This is a genomic window from Trinickia violacea (assembly GCF_005280735.1).
Taxonomy (GTDB): domain Bacteria; phylum Pseudomonadota; class Gammaproteobacteria; order Burkholderiales; family Burkholderiaceae; genus Trinickia_A; species Trinickia_A violacea.
The window spans coordinates 1,340,937-1,357,393 of record NZ_CP040078.1; the positions used below are offsets into that span (position 1 = coordinate 1,340,937).

The window sequence follows — 16,457 nt, forward strand, 5'->3', positions numbered from 1 at the left end:
AGCCCGCTGCATCACGCGGTCTGCAGCGGGCTAGCGCCGGAAAGCAAGACACATCCTGCGCGGGTAGAATCCAGCAGTGGTTTGAATTCGCCGCCTATTCAACCGGCGGCATCGAAAAGCAAACTCTTGCTACCGTTACGAGGCTTAGGACCGCGCATGACGAACCTTTCCGACTTTCCCATCACGGCCAAATGGCCCGCGCAACACCCTGACCGCATCCAGCTTTACTCGCTGCCGACGCCCAACGGCATCAAGGTGTCGACCATGCTCGAAGAAACCGGGCTGCCGTACGAACCGCATCTCGTGCGCTTCGATTCCGACGACCAGTTGTCGCCTGAATTCCTGTCGCTCAATCCGAACAATAAAATTCCGGCGATTCTCGATCCCAACGGCCCGGACGGCAAGCCGCTCGCGTTGTTCGAATCGGGCGCGATCCTGATCTATCTGGCCGACAAGAGCGGACGCTTCATGCCGAAGGACCCGGCCGGCCGCTACGAGACGATCCAGTGGCTGATGTTCCAGATGGGCGGCATCGGCCCGATGTTCGGGCAAGTGGGCTTCTTCCACAAGTTCGCGGGCAAGGAGTATGAGGACAAGCGTCCGCGCGACCGCTATGTCGCCGAGTCGCGGCGTCTGCTCAACGTGCTCGAGGGACGGCTCGACGGCCGCCGCTGGATCATGGGCGACGACTACACGATCGCCGATATCGCCACGTTCCCTTGGGTGCGCAACCTGATCGGTTTTTACGAGGCAGGCGAAATGGTGGGGATCGCGGATTTTCCGAATGTCACGCGCGTGCTGAAAGCGTTTGTCGAGCGTCCGGCTGTGGCGAAGGGGATCAATATTCCTAAGCGGGATTAATGAGCGGAATTAAGGCTGGATTGAGGCGCGGAAAAGTCCCCCGGCTGACTGGACTTCGCTCCGCGCCACTCCCCTGGAAAGGCGGTTGAAGTAGCACCGCGTGCTTAGGCGGCCGCCGACGCGTAGGAACGCAACTCCTCGACGATCGAGCGTCGCGACGGACGCCAATCAAGCTCGCGTTTTGCCTTTTCGCCCGAGATGACCTGATCGCAGGCGATCGCGTCGGCAAAGGCCCAGAGCGACTGGCGCGCCTCGTCGAGCGGCCATGCCGCCACGCGGCCTTCGGCGCCGGCGGCCTCGCTCGCCGCGCGCGCGATGTCGATAATCGGTATCGCCGCTCCGTGAACGCCGTTGAAGACTGAGCTCACCGGCGCCCGATCAAGCGTGAGCGCGTAGAGGTCGGCGAGGTCGTCAGCGTGCACCGTCGACCAGCGGTTTCGCCCGTCGCCGACGTAGCGCGCCACGCCGTATTCCTTGGCCGCGCCGTACATCATCATTGCCGCGCCACCCCAGTTGCCGTAAACCCAGCCTGGCCGGATTACGCTCGGGTGAACACCCGCCGCCGCAGCCGCGAGGATCTCGTCCTCGAGCGCTTGGCGCCAGCGCACGAGCTCGACTGGATTCCGCGGGCTGTCTTCAGTTGCGGGTGTGTCGCCGGTCGATCCGTAGATCAGACAACCGCTTGTATAGATAAAATGCTTGCCCGTGCCGCGCAGCGCTTCGATGATCGAGCGCGTCGCAGCGATGTCATAAGCAGCCGTATTCTGGTCGTTAGGCGAGGCGGCGTGTATCACCGCGTCGACGGCACGAGCTGCAGAAGCGACGCTCGCCGAGTCGGCGAGGTCGCCTTGCGTCACGGCAAAGCCCTCGCCGGTCAGCTTGCTCGCACTCTTTTCCGAACGGGCGAGTCCCACGACCTCATGGCCGCTCGCCATCAAGCGACGCGCTACAGCCCCCCCAATCAAACCCGTTGCTCCTGTCACCAATACTCGCATGTCCGTTACCTCTTCCAATGTCGGTGCAGGCAATGGTAGTGGGCCGCTTTTTCAAATGGAAATCGCAAGTTCTGATGTACTGATATCGCTCGCGCCGATGACATCAAGCCGAGGCGGCGACCTCGGCGACGACGTTTCGCAGCCAACGAGTGGCCGCGTGAGCGTCCGCACGTCGATGCCACATCATCGCAAGCGACCAGGTGGGCAGTTCGATTGGCGGTCGATGTACGGAGATGCCGACCCCGGTCGCTGCGAACCGCCGAGCGACACGGGAGGCGAGTGTTGCGACGAGATCGGTCTCGGCGATCACGAACGGCGCGACCAGAAATTGCGGCAAGCTCAGGACCACGCGCCGTCCGAGCCCCAGCTTGGCGAGCTCGCGATCGACCACACTCGAGCGGTCGCCCTCGGGAGAGATCAGGAGATGAGGCGCATTCGTGAAGGCGTCGAGGCCAGCACCGGGCGCAAACGCGGGGTGCTCGGGACGCGCTACGCACGCAAAGTCCTCCTGGAGCAGAGGGCGCGTGAGGATGCGTGCCGAAGCTTCGACCGGGAAGCCGATCGCGAGGCTGACTTCGCCGCTTTCGAGAAGTCCGAGCGCCTCATCCCGGCCGAACGTTCCGTGCACGTGCACGTCGACGTGAGGCGCCTCGATGCTAAGGCGTGCCAGCAGCAGCGGTAGTAGAACGAAAGCGGAATAGTCGTTCATCGCGATCGTGAACGCGTCACTAGCGGTCGCCGGATCGAAACCGTCGGCCCGTAACGCACCTCGTACCAGCCGGAGCGCGCTGGATATCGGACCCGCAAGATCGTGAGCCCGTGGGGTCGGCTGCATCCCCGACGGCGTGCGCAAGAACAGCTCATCCTCGAACAGCTCACGCAACCGGGTAAGGGCGCCGCTCATCGCGGACTGACTCAGGCCGATACGCAGCCCGGCGCGCGTCACGTGACGCTCCGCATAAAGAGCGTCGAATGCCTTCAGTAGATTGAGATCGAAGCCACCGATATCCATAGTTTCAAGCCTCAAGATGGTCATCTGCGGAACTGCCGGCGACTTACCGCTCGGCCGACGACCCGCCCGACGAACCAGAAACGCGAACGGCCGTTGTACTTCGCAAGAGGGCAGCGCAATCGCTGGACGATGACCGACCGCTTCGGGCCGGCTACGGAAATTCGAGGTTACTCCGACAACGGCGCCTGGCAACGGCAAAGGAATTTCCGGGTTCGGCCAACTTCGGGCGTTCGACATCAATGCCTAAATTGCCGACAATCGCTATTCCGCTGAGAAAACCTATGCTGACCATAGCGCACAAGTCTTCGGGGGGCGTTATGAGACAGGCCGCCCGGGTCGTAGTAACCTGCACCATGCACGCTAGGTTTCCGGCAGGTTGGATTGGGTCGGCTCTCTTAAATAAAAACACCAGAGTAGTTCATTGATACCGGTCTGCTTGCCCATCAGGCAAGTGTGCAGATCGGTAAAGAGGTGTTTGGAGAGCGATGATGAAACCAATGCAGTTGATGATGACAATGGTCGTGGCAACACTGTCTGTAGCGCCCACTCTGGTGTGCGCCCAATCCGTTCAATCTTCACAGTCAAGCTCGACGCAGGCGGTGTCGACTCAAGGTCCGAAGACGCGAGCGCAGGTGCGCGCGGAATTGGCCCAAGCCCGTGCGGACGGGAGTATTCCGCGTTTCGGCAACCCGGATCCTTATGGGCCCGGTGGTACGCCGAATTTTATTAGCCATTCGGCGGCACATACCTGGTAGGACGATTGTGTGAACAGCGCATGCGGCTGTCCGCTTTGTGGGGTCGGCAGCCGAAACTCGCGGTCCACCCGGAGTCGGGTTGCCGTCGAACTGACGACTTCGGTCAAGAAGAGACAGCCGCCGATGCTGCTTTCCGGGACCGCTCGTGCCCCTGCTACCGGTCGTATTGGCTCGGCGAGCGCGCTGTCACTGCGACAGACGCGGAAGCAGTGCAAGCGCGTTCTCCCGGCCGATAGCACGCAAATCGGCGTGAGAGAGACCTAGCTGCCTCATGCGACGGACTGTCTCCGCCACAGGCGCGTAGGGGTTGTCACTCCCGAAGAGAATCTGTGTCGTCGGCACCAGGCTAGTGAGTGCGGCGATCGCCGGAGCGAAGGCTGTATCGGCAATATCGTAGTAGAGGCGCCGGAGTTCGTACTCAATGCCCTTAGGAGCGTTCTCGGCCAAGTTTGCTGGAGGGAACTCGAGCATGCGTCCGTACATCATGGGCATGGTGCCGCCCGCATGCGCGAAGATAAAGCGTATGTTTCTGTGCCGAGAGAATGAGCCTGTGTACAAGAGGTTCGCAATGGCGCGCGCGGTATCCTGCGGAATCTCGTCCATTACCGGCGGGACGTTTGCCAGCAAGGTTCGACAACAGATTGGCACGGTGGGATGCACGAACACCACCGCTCTGCGGCGGTCGAGTTCTTCGAAAACGGGCCCGTACGCTGCATCACCCAGCCACCTATCACCGTAACTGGTCAGCAAGCCGATTCCGTTTGCATGCAGCACGTCGAGCGCGTACTCGATTTCGCGAAGACTGCCTTCCTGATCGGGCAGCGGAAGGGCGGCAAACAGCCCAAAGCGGCCCGGATAGGCCCGGCCGAGGTCCGCGGCATACTCGTTGACCCGTCGAGCTGTTTTCCGTGCCTCCTGCGCATTACCGAACCAAACGCCCGGTGTCGTGAGCGACAGTATGGCGGTGGCGACACCGCTGTCGTCCATCGCCTTAATCGCATCCTCGGGCGTCCAGGTGTTCCACGCTGGGGTGAGCTTGCCGCCGAATGAGGCAGTGATCCGTTCACGGTTTTCGGCGAGATAAAACGGTGGAATGTGATGATGATGCACATCGATCAGGCCTGACTTCACGATAGCCGGCGCTTGCGCAAATGCGCGCGAAAGGCATCCAGTCCCGATCGCTGCGGCGGCAAGCGCTACCTCTGCGGCGCCGGTGAGGAATCCTCTCCTTTTCTCACTGACTGGGGCGGAGATCGAAGGATTGCAGCAGCCACAGTGACTGAGAAACAGACGTTGCCCAAAGTGGTCGCGCATACACTTCTCCCGGTGACGCAAGGGTCGATTAGGTCGCGCGCATTTCAGGGAATACATGGCCGGCCCTGTCTCTCTAGATTCAAGGTGGCGAGCGGCTATTGGTCAAGAGGGACACAGCGATGGACGACACGGCACACACCCCGTGCGCAACCGCTCTCTCCAACCGGTCGGCCGCGGAATTCCCGCGCCACGCGGCCGGTGGTACGTTCGACGGGTAATCCACCCCCTGTTTCCTGACAAGCCGGCAAGAAATCACTAAGTCGTCGCGGGCATCGTCAAACGCTACTCACGGTAATACGCCGATCGACGCCGATTGGGTCATTCATGTCAATGCGCAAAGTGCTTGCGACACCGGCCGTTCATGCGCGGAGTACGTCGGTCACGTCGTCGGCTTATGCGAAGCTTTCCATAAAGCGTCAGGCCGGCGCCCGGGTCAGGCGCTTTCCCCACCGGGTAGAAGGGGCCGAGGAGTCCTGACATTCTCCCGGGCTGTGGCCCTTCGCTCCAATTTTTGGCGTCGTCTCCCGGGACGCTGTGCGGCGCGTACCGTACGGCATCCCGTGCGTCTGCTCACTGCCCGCCGTAAAGCGCATTCAAGCGATCGAGCGAGCCGTCCTTCTGGGCCCGCAGCAATTCCTGATAGACCTCCGCGCGAGTCTTGCCAATGGCGGCGCCGCTCATGCTACCGCCCCCTGACGTGCCGCCGACTGCGTCCGACGTCATAGCTGCGTTGCTGTCGGAGGCCGTGCTGGATGCGTCACTGTTGTCACCCGCATAGGCCAGTGTGGTGCACAACGTCAATGCGGCAATAGGGATTAAAGTCAGAGTGTTCATCGTATCCTCCAGCATCATGCTTGACATACCCGACGCCAATCGAATCATGAAGTTTGCGCCGGGATTTCGTGCCGCTTCGAAAGGCATTAAAGGTTCTTGCGAGGACTTGGCACGCTCTTGCAATACCAAAGCAGAATCTCCCTTATTCCAGCGTTACTTTTTTTGTATCACGACCGCTCCAGAATCGGCCCCGGGCATTCAGCCTGGATCTATTTTCATTACCTGCAACTTACTCCCTTGGTGTTTATGGATGCTCTGCTGGTTGTTCCAGTCGGAACAATATTGGCATTATTTTTGTGCTCTGAAAGCAGAACGTCGGCGTAGCCCGCGCAAGGATTGCGGCACGCCGACAGGTATCAGTGCACTGTATGCGCTGACTGCATCCGCGTGAATAAGGGGCCGTTGCTAAAAGAGGCTAGGGGATTGCCTGATTCCGTGGGCGGGCCCCGCCTTATTGGCTCTTCATCCATTGTTTCACTGCCTTGACTCTGAGCAGGCCTTCAAGCGCCTGCGCTGCGATCAATTGCAGTGGCAAACCCCACTGACTAGCGATAGGTAGGTTCTACCGTCCACGATTACGGTCCCTTATGGACGGACACGTGTTATTCAGATGATACCGGAGGGTCCTGACAACCTGATGTCTGGGGACGTCGCGACGCTCGTGTTCGTAAGAAGCTTTCACTGTCCCGGCGATTGGGTGTCGAGTAGTTTCGTGCGAACGACCGGTCTAGGTTCGCAGACGGCAGTTGGGAATGAATCGACTCGACCGCCGCAACGGGTCGATAGCGCCAGTTCGATGGACCTTCTTCGATGCGGAGATTGAGATCTCAACGGGGCTTTTTCGACGGCCTGCGTGGACGCGTGACATCGGCCACAAACCGCCGTTCACAGGCGTCGCCGGTCGGACGTTCAGGTGTCGGCTCCGCCCTGTAAGCGGCCATCTCACCGCCAAAGACGAACGCTCCTTCATCGGCCAAAGTTGACGTTCAGGTGACGCCGCCGGTGAGGCAGCTTCAAGTCGCTTTCCTGCCGTTCCCGTATCGATGGCCGCGAATGTCAGGTCGCGTTTTCGGCGAACGCGTGCTCCCGACCCGTTGCTGCCGGTCGCCATCTTGCGAACTGTGCGGCGCGTTTCGGATGTACAGCCGCCATTCGCGGGGTGAATTTACTGGCGAGTTCTTCGCCTTCGCGGTCATTCGAGTACTGGTGCCGGTCAGGCAGCGACTTGATGTTCGCCACCATCTTGCACTCGCGCTCGCAACAGCAGCTCGTTGAGCAGTCAAGCGCACCATGCAGGAAAAGACCATCGGAGAGCTGGACGAAGCGGCAGAGGTCAGTGTCGAAACCGTACGGTCCTACCATTAGCACACTAGCCCCGGGCCTTGCCCGCGCAACACGCGCTTGCAACACAACCAGGATACAGCAAGCCCGTGTCACAAGTTCGTTGGTCAGCAGCCCGCTCATAAGTCGTTGCGGCGAACGATCAAGGTTATGGAGATTGATGTGGCTTGAGCGTGGCGGCAACAAACTCTGCAACCGCCTTTCTGGCTTCCATCGCCGCCTTCTCGTCGTACGCGACGGTTGCACCCCGTTCTATGCAGGGGTCGCTGTACGAGAACGGCTGTTTGGTCTTGGTATTGAAAAGCTGCCCGTTATCCCCTTCCTCCAACCGGCAGTTCCGCAGGGTCTGCCCCTGCGGGAATACTACCGGTGGTTTGAAGGCTCGCCCGTCGAAGACATGGCCAGCTCCGGCGTATTCAATCAGCTGGACGTCCCTGCCTTTGGCTTTCAACCGGCCAACGTACGCTCGGCATGGCGCAATCGGGTTGTAGTTGTCATCCGTACCATGAAACACGCGCATGGGCTGCGCAGCTATTTCTTCTTCGTCGCGGTACGTGATGGTGCAGTCAGGATAAAAGGCCACGTACGCAGCGAATTGCGCGCCTGATGCAGCAGCATGCATCCGTTGAAAACGCGTCAGGCTCGCATAGAGGGTGTTTGTCCCGCCTCGGGAAAAACCCATTAGCATCACTCGGGTAGAGTCAATTCTCGGATGCTTTGCCAACTGGGCAAGTGCGCGGTATGCATCCTCGACTTGCGTGAGTCGTCCGATTTGGGCAAGGTCGTTGGTTGTACTAGTGATGCCGCGCCCAGTGAAGCTATCAATGACGAAGGTAGCAACACCCATCGCGAGAAAATACGATTCCCAGTCGACAACATAGCCGCCAATACCGCCACCCCCGTGGAGCAGAATGACGAGCGGGAATCGCTCGGTGCCCGCACGTGGCAGGCGCAGTTCGCCCGCAACGGTGACAGGCTCGCCGTCCTCGCGTCCGACCAGGAACTCCTGGTCAGTCAGGGTCAGCGACTTGAACGGGATAATTTCCGTTCGTGAAGCCTGCGCGTGCGCCAGTGGAAAGTGCATGACGACGAAGATGCAGAGCGCGACCAGCGCGATGAGGCGGAAACGTAGCCGATACCCTTCAGGCGCAAGCATGGCAAGTCCTTCTTAATCACGTATTAGTCGACAAACTGTTGACAATAGCGTAGTACATGCACGTGCAACTACAACCTGCCGAAGATAACCGGCCGTACTTCAGCCCTACGAGCGCGTCTTGTTTTTCCGGCCACGTGTTGTCGTTTCCCTTGTATCCGTGATTGACCCGCCGAACCTGGTGGAGGCGGACGCGGTCAGCATTTGCCGATGCTGGCATCTGTCGACGGGGGACGAGACACAGCCCTCGCGACCGGGCGCGACGATTGCGAGCGGTAGATGAAGGTCAGCTGTCGGGTTCGGAAACCGACGTTTGAATGTCGCTCCAAGCATTGGAACGTATGACCGAAACTGGCCGCACTCTGTCTCACGTCGGGCAAAGTGATCGGTCTAGTGGCTTGCTTACGCTAGTCGCTGAACCACGGTTCCGCATCCATCGCGTAGCTTTACTTGAGCCAACGCGCCGTTGACGAGCGACAGTTGCGGAGGGACATGCCCAATATCCATGTCATATATAACGGGGCACTGAATGTCGCCAAGAGGGACACAGCGACGGACGACACGGCACACCCCGTGCGCAATCGCTCTGTCCAACAGGGCGGCCTCGGAAATCCACCGCCGCGCGGCCAGCGGTACGTTCGACGCGTAATCCTGTGGCGACGAACGGCAGACTTGCCAGCTTGTCAGGAGACAAGGAGATGGTGTGCGCTTGAAAACATCTACGCACGCACCGCCTTTGTACGCTCGGTCCGCCTCGAACGGCGGAGGCCATGACTCCTTCTCGGAGCACTTGGAGATTTTGGATGCTATCGAGACACGCGGAAGTGAGATGTCAACAGGTTCTTTTCGTAAGACGATGCTATATCTGGGAGGCCTGCGAAGCCGATGGCCGCAATTACTCGGCTAAAGGAAGGTCTACGTTCTCTCGATGTTGGCGGGCCGCCGGCCCTTGAGGACGACGACGGCGATTCCTCCCAGGATTGCCACCGACGCCAGCACGATTCTGGGCGTGAGGCTCTCGCCAAGGAAAATGGTAGCGCCGATGGCGGCGATCACAGGCACGCTCAGTTGCACCGTTGCGGCATTAGCGACTCTCAATTGTGGCAATGTGGCGTACCAAAGGACATAACCGATGCCAGAAGTGACAGCCCCGGACGCGATCGCGTACGCAAGGCCTGCCCAGTCGAACGCGGCATGCATGTGCGTGATAGCGCTGAGCGCCCCAGCGAAAGGCACCGCGCGCGTAAAGTTGCCGGCTGTCTCCATCGTCGGATTTCTCGCGCCTTTGCCGCGCAGCGAATAGATGCCCCAGGCTATGCCGGCGGCAAGCATAAGGGCCGCCCCTCCTGGCGGTGGCGCGGAAATACCGGGAAGCAACAGTCCCACGAGTCCCGCCAGGGCACAAACGAGGCCAATCCATTGCAGCACGGAAAATCGCTCGCCGGTGCAGACGCCGTACCCGATCATGGTGGCTTGAACCGCGGCGAACAGCAGCAAAGCTCCAGTCGATGCGGGCAGGCTGAGGTAGGCGAACGAGAAGCCAGCAGCGTAGACGAAAAGAGCCAGTGCGGACGGCCAATTGCCGGCACGCGGAACTCGGCCCCGTTGAACCCACACCGCAAGCAACAGGACAAAGGCGCCGGACATGATGCGAATCGACGTAAAAGTCGCCGCGTCGATTCCGGTGCCCCGTAGGGCGACACGGCACAATAGCGAGTTCGCCGCAAAGGCCACCATCGACAGTACTGTCAGCGCGACGACACGAGCGGAAGACACGGCAAGAGCCCTCTTTCGAAAATGATGGCGGTAGCGGCACCAAGATACCTCACAAACAATCGAACGAGCGGGCGAATGCGTCGCGGCCCCGAGCACCAGCGCGAGTGAATGCCTGCGCGGCCAATTTGCCAGCGGCGCAATACCGGTCTGGAAGTTTGAGCGGGACGACGAAGTCGTGCGGCTGGATCCTCCCGGGCTGCTCGTGGTCAGCCTCGGCGCGACGGTCGATCTCACAATCAGTACCGCCGGGGAAGGGGTGGCTGTCCTTCACCTTTTCGAGGCCATTTCTCTGCTATCCAGGGCGTCAGTAGATGCCTGCACAGTTGCGAGTTTTTATCGATTTTCTGAAGGCTGGTGCATCACTGAATAGGCCGAGCCCTTAAATCGAGCAGGGGCGATCGTATATGCATGTCCGCAAATAGGCGCTATGCGCATTTGCCTTGGGATTGTCGGTACCCCCACGTTTGATTCCTCACGGCTCGCCAGCCTCTGCCTGAGGGAAAGTCACGCTCCCTAAACCGGTCGCGCGTTACTGGTGCCTGTCCGATACTGACCTATACTCGATTTGTTTGTGCCAGAACAAAAGACACGAGACGGGGAAATCGTGCATGTGCCGAGCGTCGCAAAAAATGAACTTACCGTATTGGCTTGCATTAGCCGTTGCCGCGGCCAGCCTCGCCTAACCCCTAATCGAGGGGACGGGGAGATTTTGCGCAAAAGCATCGTGAGGGAATCGCAATGACAAGGTTTGTCACGCGCCGTGAAATCCTCAGATGCGGATCTGCCGCTTTCGCGCTTTCAATGGTCGGCGGAGCGCGGCTGGTTGCGGCGACCGCGATGACCGCTCACACGAAGGACCTTTACGAGGCGGCGACGAAGGAGGGCGAGCTCACCTGGTACACCGCCCATTCCGATGACGTGACTGCGCAAGCGCTCGGCCATGGCTTCGAGGTGGCCTATCCCGGGATCAGGGTGAACGTGGTGCGCACGACCGCGCAGGTGGCGTTCCAGCGCGTGTCTCAGGAGCTCAAGGCCGGCGCCGTGCAAGTCGACGTGCTCAGCTCGACCGACATCGGCCACTACGTCTACCTGAAAGAAAAGAAGGCACTCGAGCAATACGTGCCAGAGAACGCTAGCAAGGTGCTCGACATCTACCAGCACTACGATCCCGACGGATATTACTTCGTGACCTCGGCGGGCCTCATCGGCATGGTCTATAACACCGCCAAGCTCAAGGAAGCCGAGGCGCCGAGAAATTGGAGCGATCTCACCGACGCGAAATGGAAGGACAGGATCGCGCTCGGCCACCCGGGGTTCAGCGGCTACGTCGGGACCTGGACCGTAATGATGCGCAAGCTCTACGGCTGGCAATTCTTCGATTCCCTGGCCAAGAACAATCCGCAGATCGGCCGCTCGATCAACGATACGATCACCATGGTCAACGCCGGCGAGCGCCTCATCGCTGGCACCGCCCTGATTGCAACCGCTGCCGAGAACGTGCAGAAGGGCAATCCCTTGGCGATGGTTTACCCGACCGACGGCACGGTGCTAATTCTGGCACCGTCGGGCATCTTCAAGGGAGGGAAGCACCCTAAGGGCGCGCGGCTGTTCATGGAATATCTCATGAGCGTCGACGCGTCGAAGATCTGGGTCGACCATTTCTTCGAGCCGCTCCGGCCAGAAGTGGCACCTTCGCCCGGCGTCAGGTCTGCCAGGGAGCTGAAGACCATTCGTCCGAGCGGCGAGGAAATCGTCAAAGGCATTCCCGAAGTAATCGAGCAGTGGCGGAGCACCTTCGGCGTATAAGCACCGCTTCCAGAACCGCTGATCTCTACGATGAGCAACTCGGACGACACGCGGGTTGAACCCCCGCCAGGAGCAACGCTCGCGCGTCGGCTACGCCGTTTTGAGCCCAGCATACTGCTGTGGCTCGCCATGATTGCCGTGCTCGTGTTCCTAGTGGCCAGCCCGATGCTCCGGTTGCTGATCTCGAGCTTCGAGGAAGCGGAGACCGGTCGGTTTACGTTCGCCAATTACCGCGACGCCTATGGCAGCCTGCGCCACCTGCAAGCCCTGCTGAACTCGCTGGAACTCGGTGCCGGCGTCGCGCTGCTTGCTGGGGTGCTCGGCGTGCCGATCGCCTGGGCTATCTCGCGCACCGACATGCCGGCCAAATCGTTCGTGCGGTTGACTGTGCTGGGCGCCTTCATCACTCCGCCGTATCTCGGCGCCATCGGTTGGATCCTGCTGGCAGGCCCGAATTCGGGCTGGCTCAATCGGGTTTGGATGGCGTTCACTGGGGGCGACCACGGTATCTTCAATGTCTATTCCATGACCGGGCTGATCTTAGTGGTCGGTGTTGCCTCGTTCCCCTATGTGTTCGTGTTCACGAACTCGGCACTCGATCTCGTCTCCTCGGAGATGGAGGATGCAGCGAACATTCTGGGCGCCGGTACTTTGCGCACCACTTTCCGAGTGACCCTGCCGCTGGTTCTGCCGGCAATCCTAGGGGGCCTAATCATCAGCTTTCTGGAGGCCATTGCGCTGTTCGGCGCCCCGGCTCTGATCGCTCTGCCGGCACGCTTCAACGTGGTCTCGACCCAGCTGTGGCAATTCTTCGAATATCCGGTTCGGGTCGAGGAGGCGGCCGCCTATAGCATCCCGCTGCTGCTGATCACCATGCTGATGTTCTGGCTGCAGCGCGCGCTCACCGGGCGCAAAGGGTACGTGGCCGTGTCCGGCAAGGGCGGCGAGCGGCGCTTGATCCGGCTCGGGCGCTGGCGCTGGGCGATGCTGTTCTACGCGCTGTTCGTCGCGACCATATCGGTGCTTCTGCCTATGGGGGTGCTGCTGCAGGCGGCCTTTAGCAAGGCATGGGGGCGCGGGTTTTCCATAGTAAACCTCACGCTGGGTAATTTCCGCTATGTTTTGTTCGAGCAGACGCAGGCGAAGCAGGCGATCCTCAATACTTTGCTCTATGCGGGCGCGACCGCCTTCGCCGCGATCGGTCTTTCGCTAGCGATCGCCTATGTAGTGAGCCGCAAGCTCGTGCCATGGAGCAGCGCGCTGGCCTTCCTGTGCATGACACCGTTCGTCATCCCGGGAGTCGTGCTGGCGATCGGTTTCTATGCGGCCTACGCGCCGCCTCCGCTCGCGCTCTACGGCTCGGCGACGATTATGATTCTCGCCTTCACCACCCGCTTCCTGCCGATCGCCTATACGTCGAGCGCCGCCGGCATGCGCAGTATCAACCCGGAAATGGAGGAGGCGGTGCGCATTCTGGGCGGCGGCCGGCCCACCGCCATTCGCAAAGTGCTGGCGCCGCTGCTCAAGAAAAGTCTCGCCGGCGCCTGGATCCTGGTATTCATTCCGGCAGCGCGTGAGCTGTCCGTAGCTATCTTCCTCGTAGGGCCCAACACGCGAGTCATCTCGGTGATGCTGTTCGACCTCTCCGAAGAGGGCAATTTCGAGGTGCTGGCAGCGCTCGGCACCATCCTGCTGGCCGTGTCGATTGCCATCGCGGCGCTCGGCTATCGAGTCATCGGCCGCGATTTCCTGCTGCGGAGAAATTGAGTGAGCAAGCTCGCACTGCGCGGCATCGAGAAACGCTTCGGTCAAGTGCTGGCCGTCGATGGCCTGGAACTGGTACTCGAGGAGGGGGAGTTCGTGTCGCTGCTCGGCCCCTCCGGCTGCGGGAAGACGACAACACTGCGAATGATCGCCGGCTTCATCGATCCGAGTGCCGGCACGATCGAGATGGACGGCAAGCTGTTGTCCTCGCCCGCGGGAGCTGTGCCGCCGGAGCGGCGGCAAATGTCAATGATCTTCCAGAGTTACGCGGTGTGGCCAAACATGACGGTCGAGCAAAACGTGGCATTCGGGCTCAAGCTGCGGCGGCTGTCGGGTGAGGAAATGCGCAGGCGCGTCGGTGAGATGCTCGACGTCGTTCATATGAGCCACCTGGCACAGCGCTATCCCGCCGACCTCAGCGGCGGTCAGCAGCAGCGCGTGGCGCTCGCGCGCGCCGTCGTCATCCGGCCCTCTGTGCTGCTGCTTGACGAGCCGCTTTCCAACCTCGACGCCAACCTGCGCGAGGAGATGCGCTTTGAGATCCGAAGGCTGCATGACGAGTTCCGCATTACTACCGTATACGTCACCCACGATCAAGCGGAGGCGATGGTGACGTCCGACCGCATCGCAGTGATGAACCAGGGCCGCATCGAGCAGGTCGACAGCCCGCATACGCTCTATACCAGGCCCAGGACGCGCTTCGTTGCCGGCTTCGTCGGCCGCACCAATCTGATTGATGGCGCCTGCAACGGCGCTGAGATCGTGTTTGATCGGTTCAGCGTACCGCGCAGCGCGTTGCCGGACGGCGGTGCGCTCGCAGGCAAGGTGACTTTCTCGGTGCGGCCTCAGAGCATGCGGCTTTCGCGCAGCAAATCGCAACGCGTCGACCATGTCCCGCAGGTCGAGGTGAGAGTCCTTGAGCGCGCATACCTCGGCGAGTATTGGGACTACGCGGTGGTCCCAGTGGCGAGTTCGACGCGCTTGCGCGTGAGCGCATCCCCGCTCGACGTCTACAATGTCGGGGAGGTGCTCTGGCTGGAACTCGACCCCAGCCAGATGGCGGCGATCGTATGACTTTCCTGCTCGCCTCGTTGCACGAAAACGCGCACATTGTGCGGGGGGTACCGCCACGGAGCCTGGTCTCTACCGGCTAACATCGCATCATGACGCACGACTACGATCAGAGCGGCGAACATAGCGAACTGAGCGAGATGGATCTGCGCGTTCGCGCGCTGCAGACTGTGCTCTCCCAGAAGGGTTATATCGATCTGGCGGCTCTGGATGTACTGATCGATACCTACGAAACAAAGATCGGGCCACGTAATGGAGCCCGTGTTGTCGCAAAGGCTTGGGTCGACCCGGCCTTCCACAAGTGGTTGCTCGAGGACGCGACTTCCGCCATCGCGTCACTGGGGTATACAGGTCGGCATATGGTTGCGCTCGAGAACACCGAGTCGCGATACAACATGGTTGTGTGCACGCTTTGCAGTTGCTATCCATGGCCCGTCCTTGGGCTTCCGCCAACCTGGTACAAGAGTACGGCGTATCGTGCCCGTGCGGTCAGGGATCCGCGTGGTGTGCTAAGGGATTTTGGCGTCACGCTGCCTGAATCGACGGAGATCCGCGTCTGGGATTCCACCGCCGAGGTGCGCTATCTCGTCATTCCGCGACGCCCTGCAGGCACCGAGGGCCTGAGCGAGGAGGAGCTAGCGGCCCTGGTCACGCGCGATTCCATGATCGGGACCGGACTGCCGAGGAGTCCGGGGAGTTCAGGATGAGCTATTGTTCCCACGCGGACCTGGGCGGACAGAAGGGGGCCGGCCAGGTCGTCCCCGACCCTGACGATGAACTGTTCCACGCGCAATGGGAGCGGTACGCGCTGGCCCTGACGCTGGCGATGCGCGCGACTGGCGCATGGAACATCGACATGTTTCGCAGCGCGTGCGAAACCTTGCCCGATTACACTGCATTGACCTACTACGGTGTCTGGGTCAGGGCACTGGAGCAGCTTCTCATCGAAGGGGGCCTGATCGTTGAAGACGAGCTCGTGGCAGGCCGCATGCTGCGCCCACCGGCCCCGCTGCCGAGCGTCTTGCGAGCAACCGAAGTTGCCAGGGTGGTGGCGAAAGGCAGGATGACCGAGCGGTCCGCGACGTCGCCAGCCCGCTTCAAGGTGGGTGAGGATGTGCGCACTCGCCAATCCGAGGTCCAGCACCACACCCGTCTGCCCGGCTACGCCAGAGGGAAGATAGGGCGCGTCGAACAGATCCGCGGCGTGCACGTGTTCGCCGATGCTAACGCGCAGGGCTTGGGTGAGCACCCGCAGTGGCTTTATTCAGTCGTGTTCGAAGGACGCCAGTTGTGGGGCGACGATGCACCCGAAGGTCTGAGCGTTTCGATTGACGCATGGGAACCCTACCTGGAGCCGCTTGCATGAGCAACCAATCCGATGAGTTGCCCGGAACGCTTCGTGACGATGACAGCCCCAGGTTTCAAGCACCCTGGCAGGCGCAGGCCTTCGCGATGGCTGTCGCGTTGCATGAGCGCGGCCTTTTCACCTGGTCCGAATGGACACGGGCGCTCGCCGGGCAGATCGCCAAGGCGCAGGTCACAGGCGATGCCGGTCTCGATGATAACTATTACCACTGCTGGCTTTCAGCGCTTGAAACGCTGATCGCGGCGAAAGGCGCCAGCTCGGAAAAGGAGCTGCTTGACTATCAACGGGCATGGGGGCGCGCCGCGGCTCGCACGTCGCACGGCCAGCCGATTGAGCTTCAACGCGAGGATTTCGAGAGCTGAGCGACTGCAAGGTCCGTTGGTGCGGGGCGCCCGCCTGCCTTTCGATA

16 protein-coding genes are annotated in these 16,457 nt (G+C 60.9%); 8 read left to right on the top strand and 8 right to left on the bottom strand.

The features are described from left to right. The first annotated feature begins 156 nt into the window (after window positions 1-156). Window positions 157-861, top strand: a complete 705-nt coding sequence (locus FAZ95_RS28095; protein WP_137335738.1) for a glutathione binding-like protein — start codon at window positions 157-159, stop codon at window positions 859-861. 104 nt (window positions 862-965) lie between these two features. Here FAZ95_RS28095 and FAZ95_RS28100 read toward each other — a convergent pair whose 3' ends face one another. From FAZ95_RS28100 to FAZ95_RS39570, 3 genes are all read right to left on the bottom strand, one after another. Beyond that, the gene (locus FAZ95_RS28100; protein ID WP_137335739.1) at window positions 966-1,856 is read right to left on the bottom strand and encodes an SDR family NAD(P)-dependent oxidoreductase; all 891 of its coding nucleotides are present in this window, start codon (window positions 1,854-1,856) and stop codon (window positions 966-968) included. Window positions 1,857-1,959: 103 nt separating this feature from the next. Further along, window positions 1,960-3,105, bottom strand: coding sequence for a LysR family transcriptional regulator (locus FAZ95_RS28105; protein ID WP_217497477.1), 1,146 nt, complete (start codon window positions 3,103-3,105; stop codon window positions 1,960-1,962). A gap of 123 nt (window positions 3,106-3,228) precedes the next feature. Further along, window positions 3,229-3,447 carry a hypothetical protein gene (locus FAZ95_RS39570; RefSeq protein ID WP_175425715.1) on the bottom strand — a complete coding sequence of 73 codons (219 nt, stop codon included), beginning with the start codon at window positions 3,445-3,447 and terminating at the stop codon, window positions 3,229-3,231. On the opposite strand from FAZ95_RS39570, the gene FAZ95_RS28110 reads away from it, so the two are divergent. Then, complete coding sequence (locus FAZ95_RS28110) at window positions 3,384-3,623, top strand: DUF4148 domain-containing protein (RefSeq protein ID WP_254700359.1); 240 nt, start codon at window positions 3,384-3,386, stop codon at window positions 3,621-3,623. The genes FAZ95_RS39570 and FAZ95_RS28110 overlap by 64 nt on opposite strands. A gap of 186 nt (window positions 3,624-3,809) precedes the next feature. Here FAZ95_RS28110 and FAZ95_RS28115 read toward each other — a convergent pair whose 3' ends face one another. The 5 genes from FAZ95_RS28115 to FAZ95_RS28140 all read right to left on the bottom strand — a co-directional run bounded on the left by FAZ95_RS28115 (window position 3,810) and on the right by FAZ95_RS28140 (window position 10,041). Then, complete coding sequence (locus tag FAZ95_RS28115; protein WP_137335741.1) at window positions 3,810-4,937, bottom strand: amidohydrolase family protein; 1,128 nt, start codon at window positions 4,935-4,937, stop codon at window positions 3,810-3,812. Between the two features lie 570 nt (window positions 4,938-5,507). Further along, window positions 5,508-5,771 carry a DUF4148 domain-containing protein gene (locus FAZ95_RS28120; RefSeq protein WP_175425792.1) on the bottom strand — a complete coding sequence of 88 codons (264 nt, stop codon included), beginning with the start codon at window positions 5,769-5,771 and terminating at the stop codon, window positions 5,508-5,510. Between the two features lie 1,056 nt (window positions 5,772-6,827). Then, on the bottom strand, window positions 6,828-7,013 hold the full coding sequence (locus FAZ95_RS28125; RefSeq protein ID WP_137335743.1) for a hypothetical protein: 186 nt from the start codon (window positions 7,011-7,013) through the stop codon (window positions 6,828-6,830). 247 nt (window positions 7,014-7,260) lie between these two features. Continuing rightward, on the bottom strand, window positions 7,261-8,268 hold the full coding sequence (locus FAZ95_RS28130; RefSeq protein WP_175425794.1) for a dienelactone hydrolase family protein: 1,008 nt from the start codon (window positions 8,266-8,268) through the stop codon (window positions 7,261-7,263). Between the two features lie 912 nt (window positions 8,269-9,180). Continuing rightward, window positions 9,181-10,041, bottom strand: a complete 861-nt coding sequence (locus tag FAZ95_RS28140; RefSeq protein WP_137335744.1) for a DMT family transporter — start codon at window positions 10,039-10,041, stop codon at window positions 9,181-9,183. A gap of 738 nt (window positions 10,042-10,779) precedes the next feature. Between FAZ95_RS28140 and FAZ95_RS28145 the strand changes: the two genes are divergently transcribed. The 6 genes from FAZ95_RS28145 (at window position 10,780) to FAZ95_RS28170 (ending at window position 16,410) form a co-directional block, all read left to right on the top strand. Beyond that, complete coding sequence (locus tag FAZ95_RS28145; RefSeq protein ID WP_137335745.1) at window positions 10,780-11,847, top strand: ABC transporter substrate-binding protein; 1,068 nt, start codon at window positions 10,780-10,782, stop codon at window positions 11,845-11,847. 30 nt (window positions 11,848-11,877) lie between these two features. Further along, window positions 11,878-13,614: an ABC transporter permease gene (locus FAZ95_RS28150; RefSeq protein WP_137335746.1), complete on the top strand. Its 1,737-nt coding sequence runs from the start codon at window positions 11,878-11,880 to the stop codon at window positions 13,612-13,614. Further along, window positions 13,615-14,685, top strand: coding sequence for an ABC transporter ATP-binding protein (locus tag FAZ95_RS28155; RefSeq protein WP_137335747.1), 1,071 nt, complete (start codon window positions 13,615-13,617; stop codon window positions 14,683-14,685). Between the two features lie 89 nt (window positions 14,686-14,774). Next, window positions 14,775-15,389 carry a nitrile hydratase subunit alpha gene (gene nthA, locus FAZ95_RS28160; RefSeq protein WP_137335748.1) on the top strand — a complete coding sequence of 205 codons (615 nt, stop codon included), beginning with the start codon at window positions 14,775-14,777 and terminating at the stop codon, window positions 15,387-15,389. Then, window positions 15,386-16,048: a nitrile hydratase subunit beta gene (gene nthB / locus FAZ95_RS28165; RefSeq protein WP_137335749.1), complete on the top strand. Its 663-nt coding sequence runs from the start codon at window positions 15,386-15,388 to the stop codon at window positions 16,046-16,048. Before nthA ends, nthB begins: the two co-directional genes overlap by 4 nt. Continuing rightward, window positions 16,045-16,410: a nitrile hydratase accessory protein gene (locus FAZ95_RS28170; RefSeq protein ID WP_137335750.1), complete on the top strand. Its 366-nt coding sequence runs from the start codon at window positions 16,045-16,047 to the stop codon at window positions 16,408-16,410. The genes nthB and FAZ95_RS28170 overlap by 4 nt, the downstream gene beginning before the upstream one ends. Window positions 16,411-16,457: the final 47 nt, after the last annotated feature.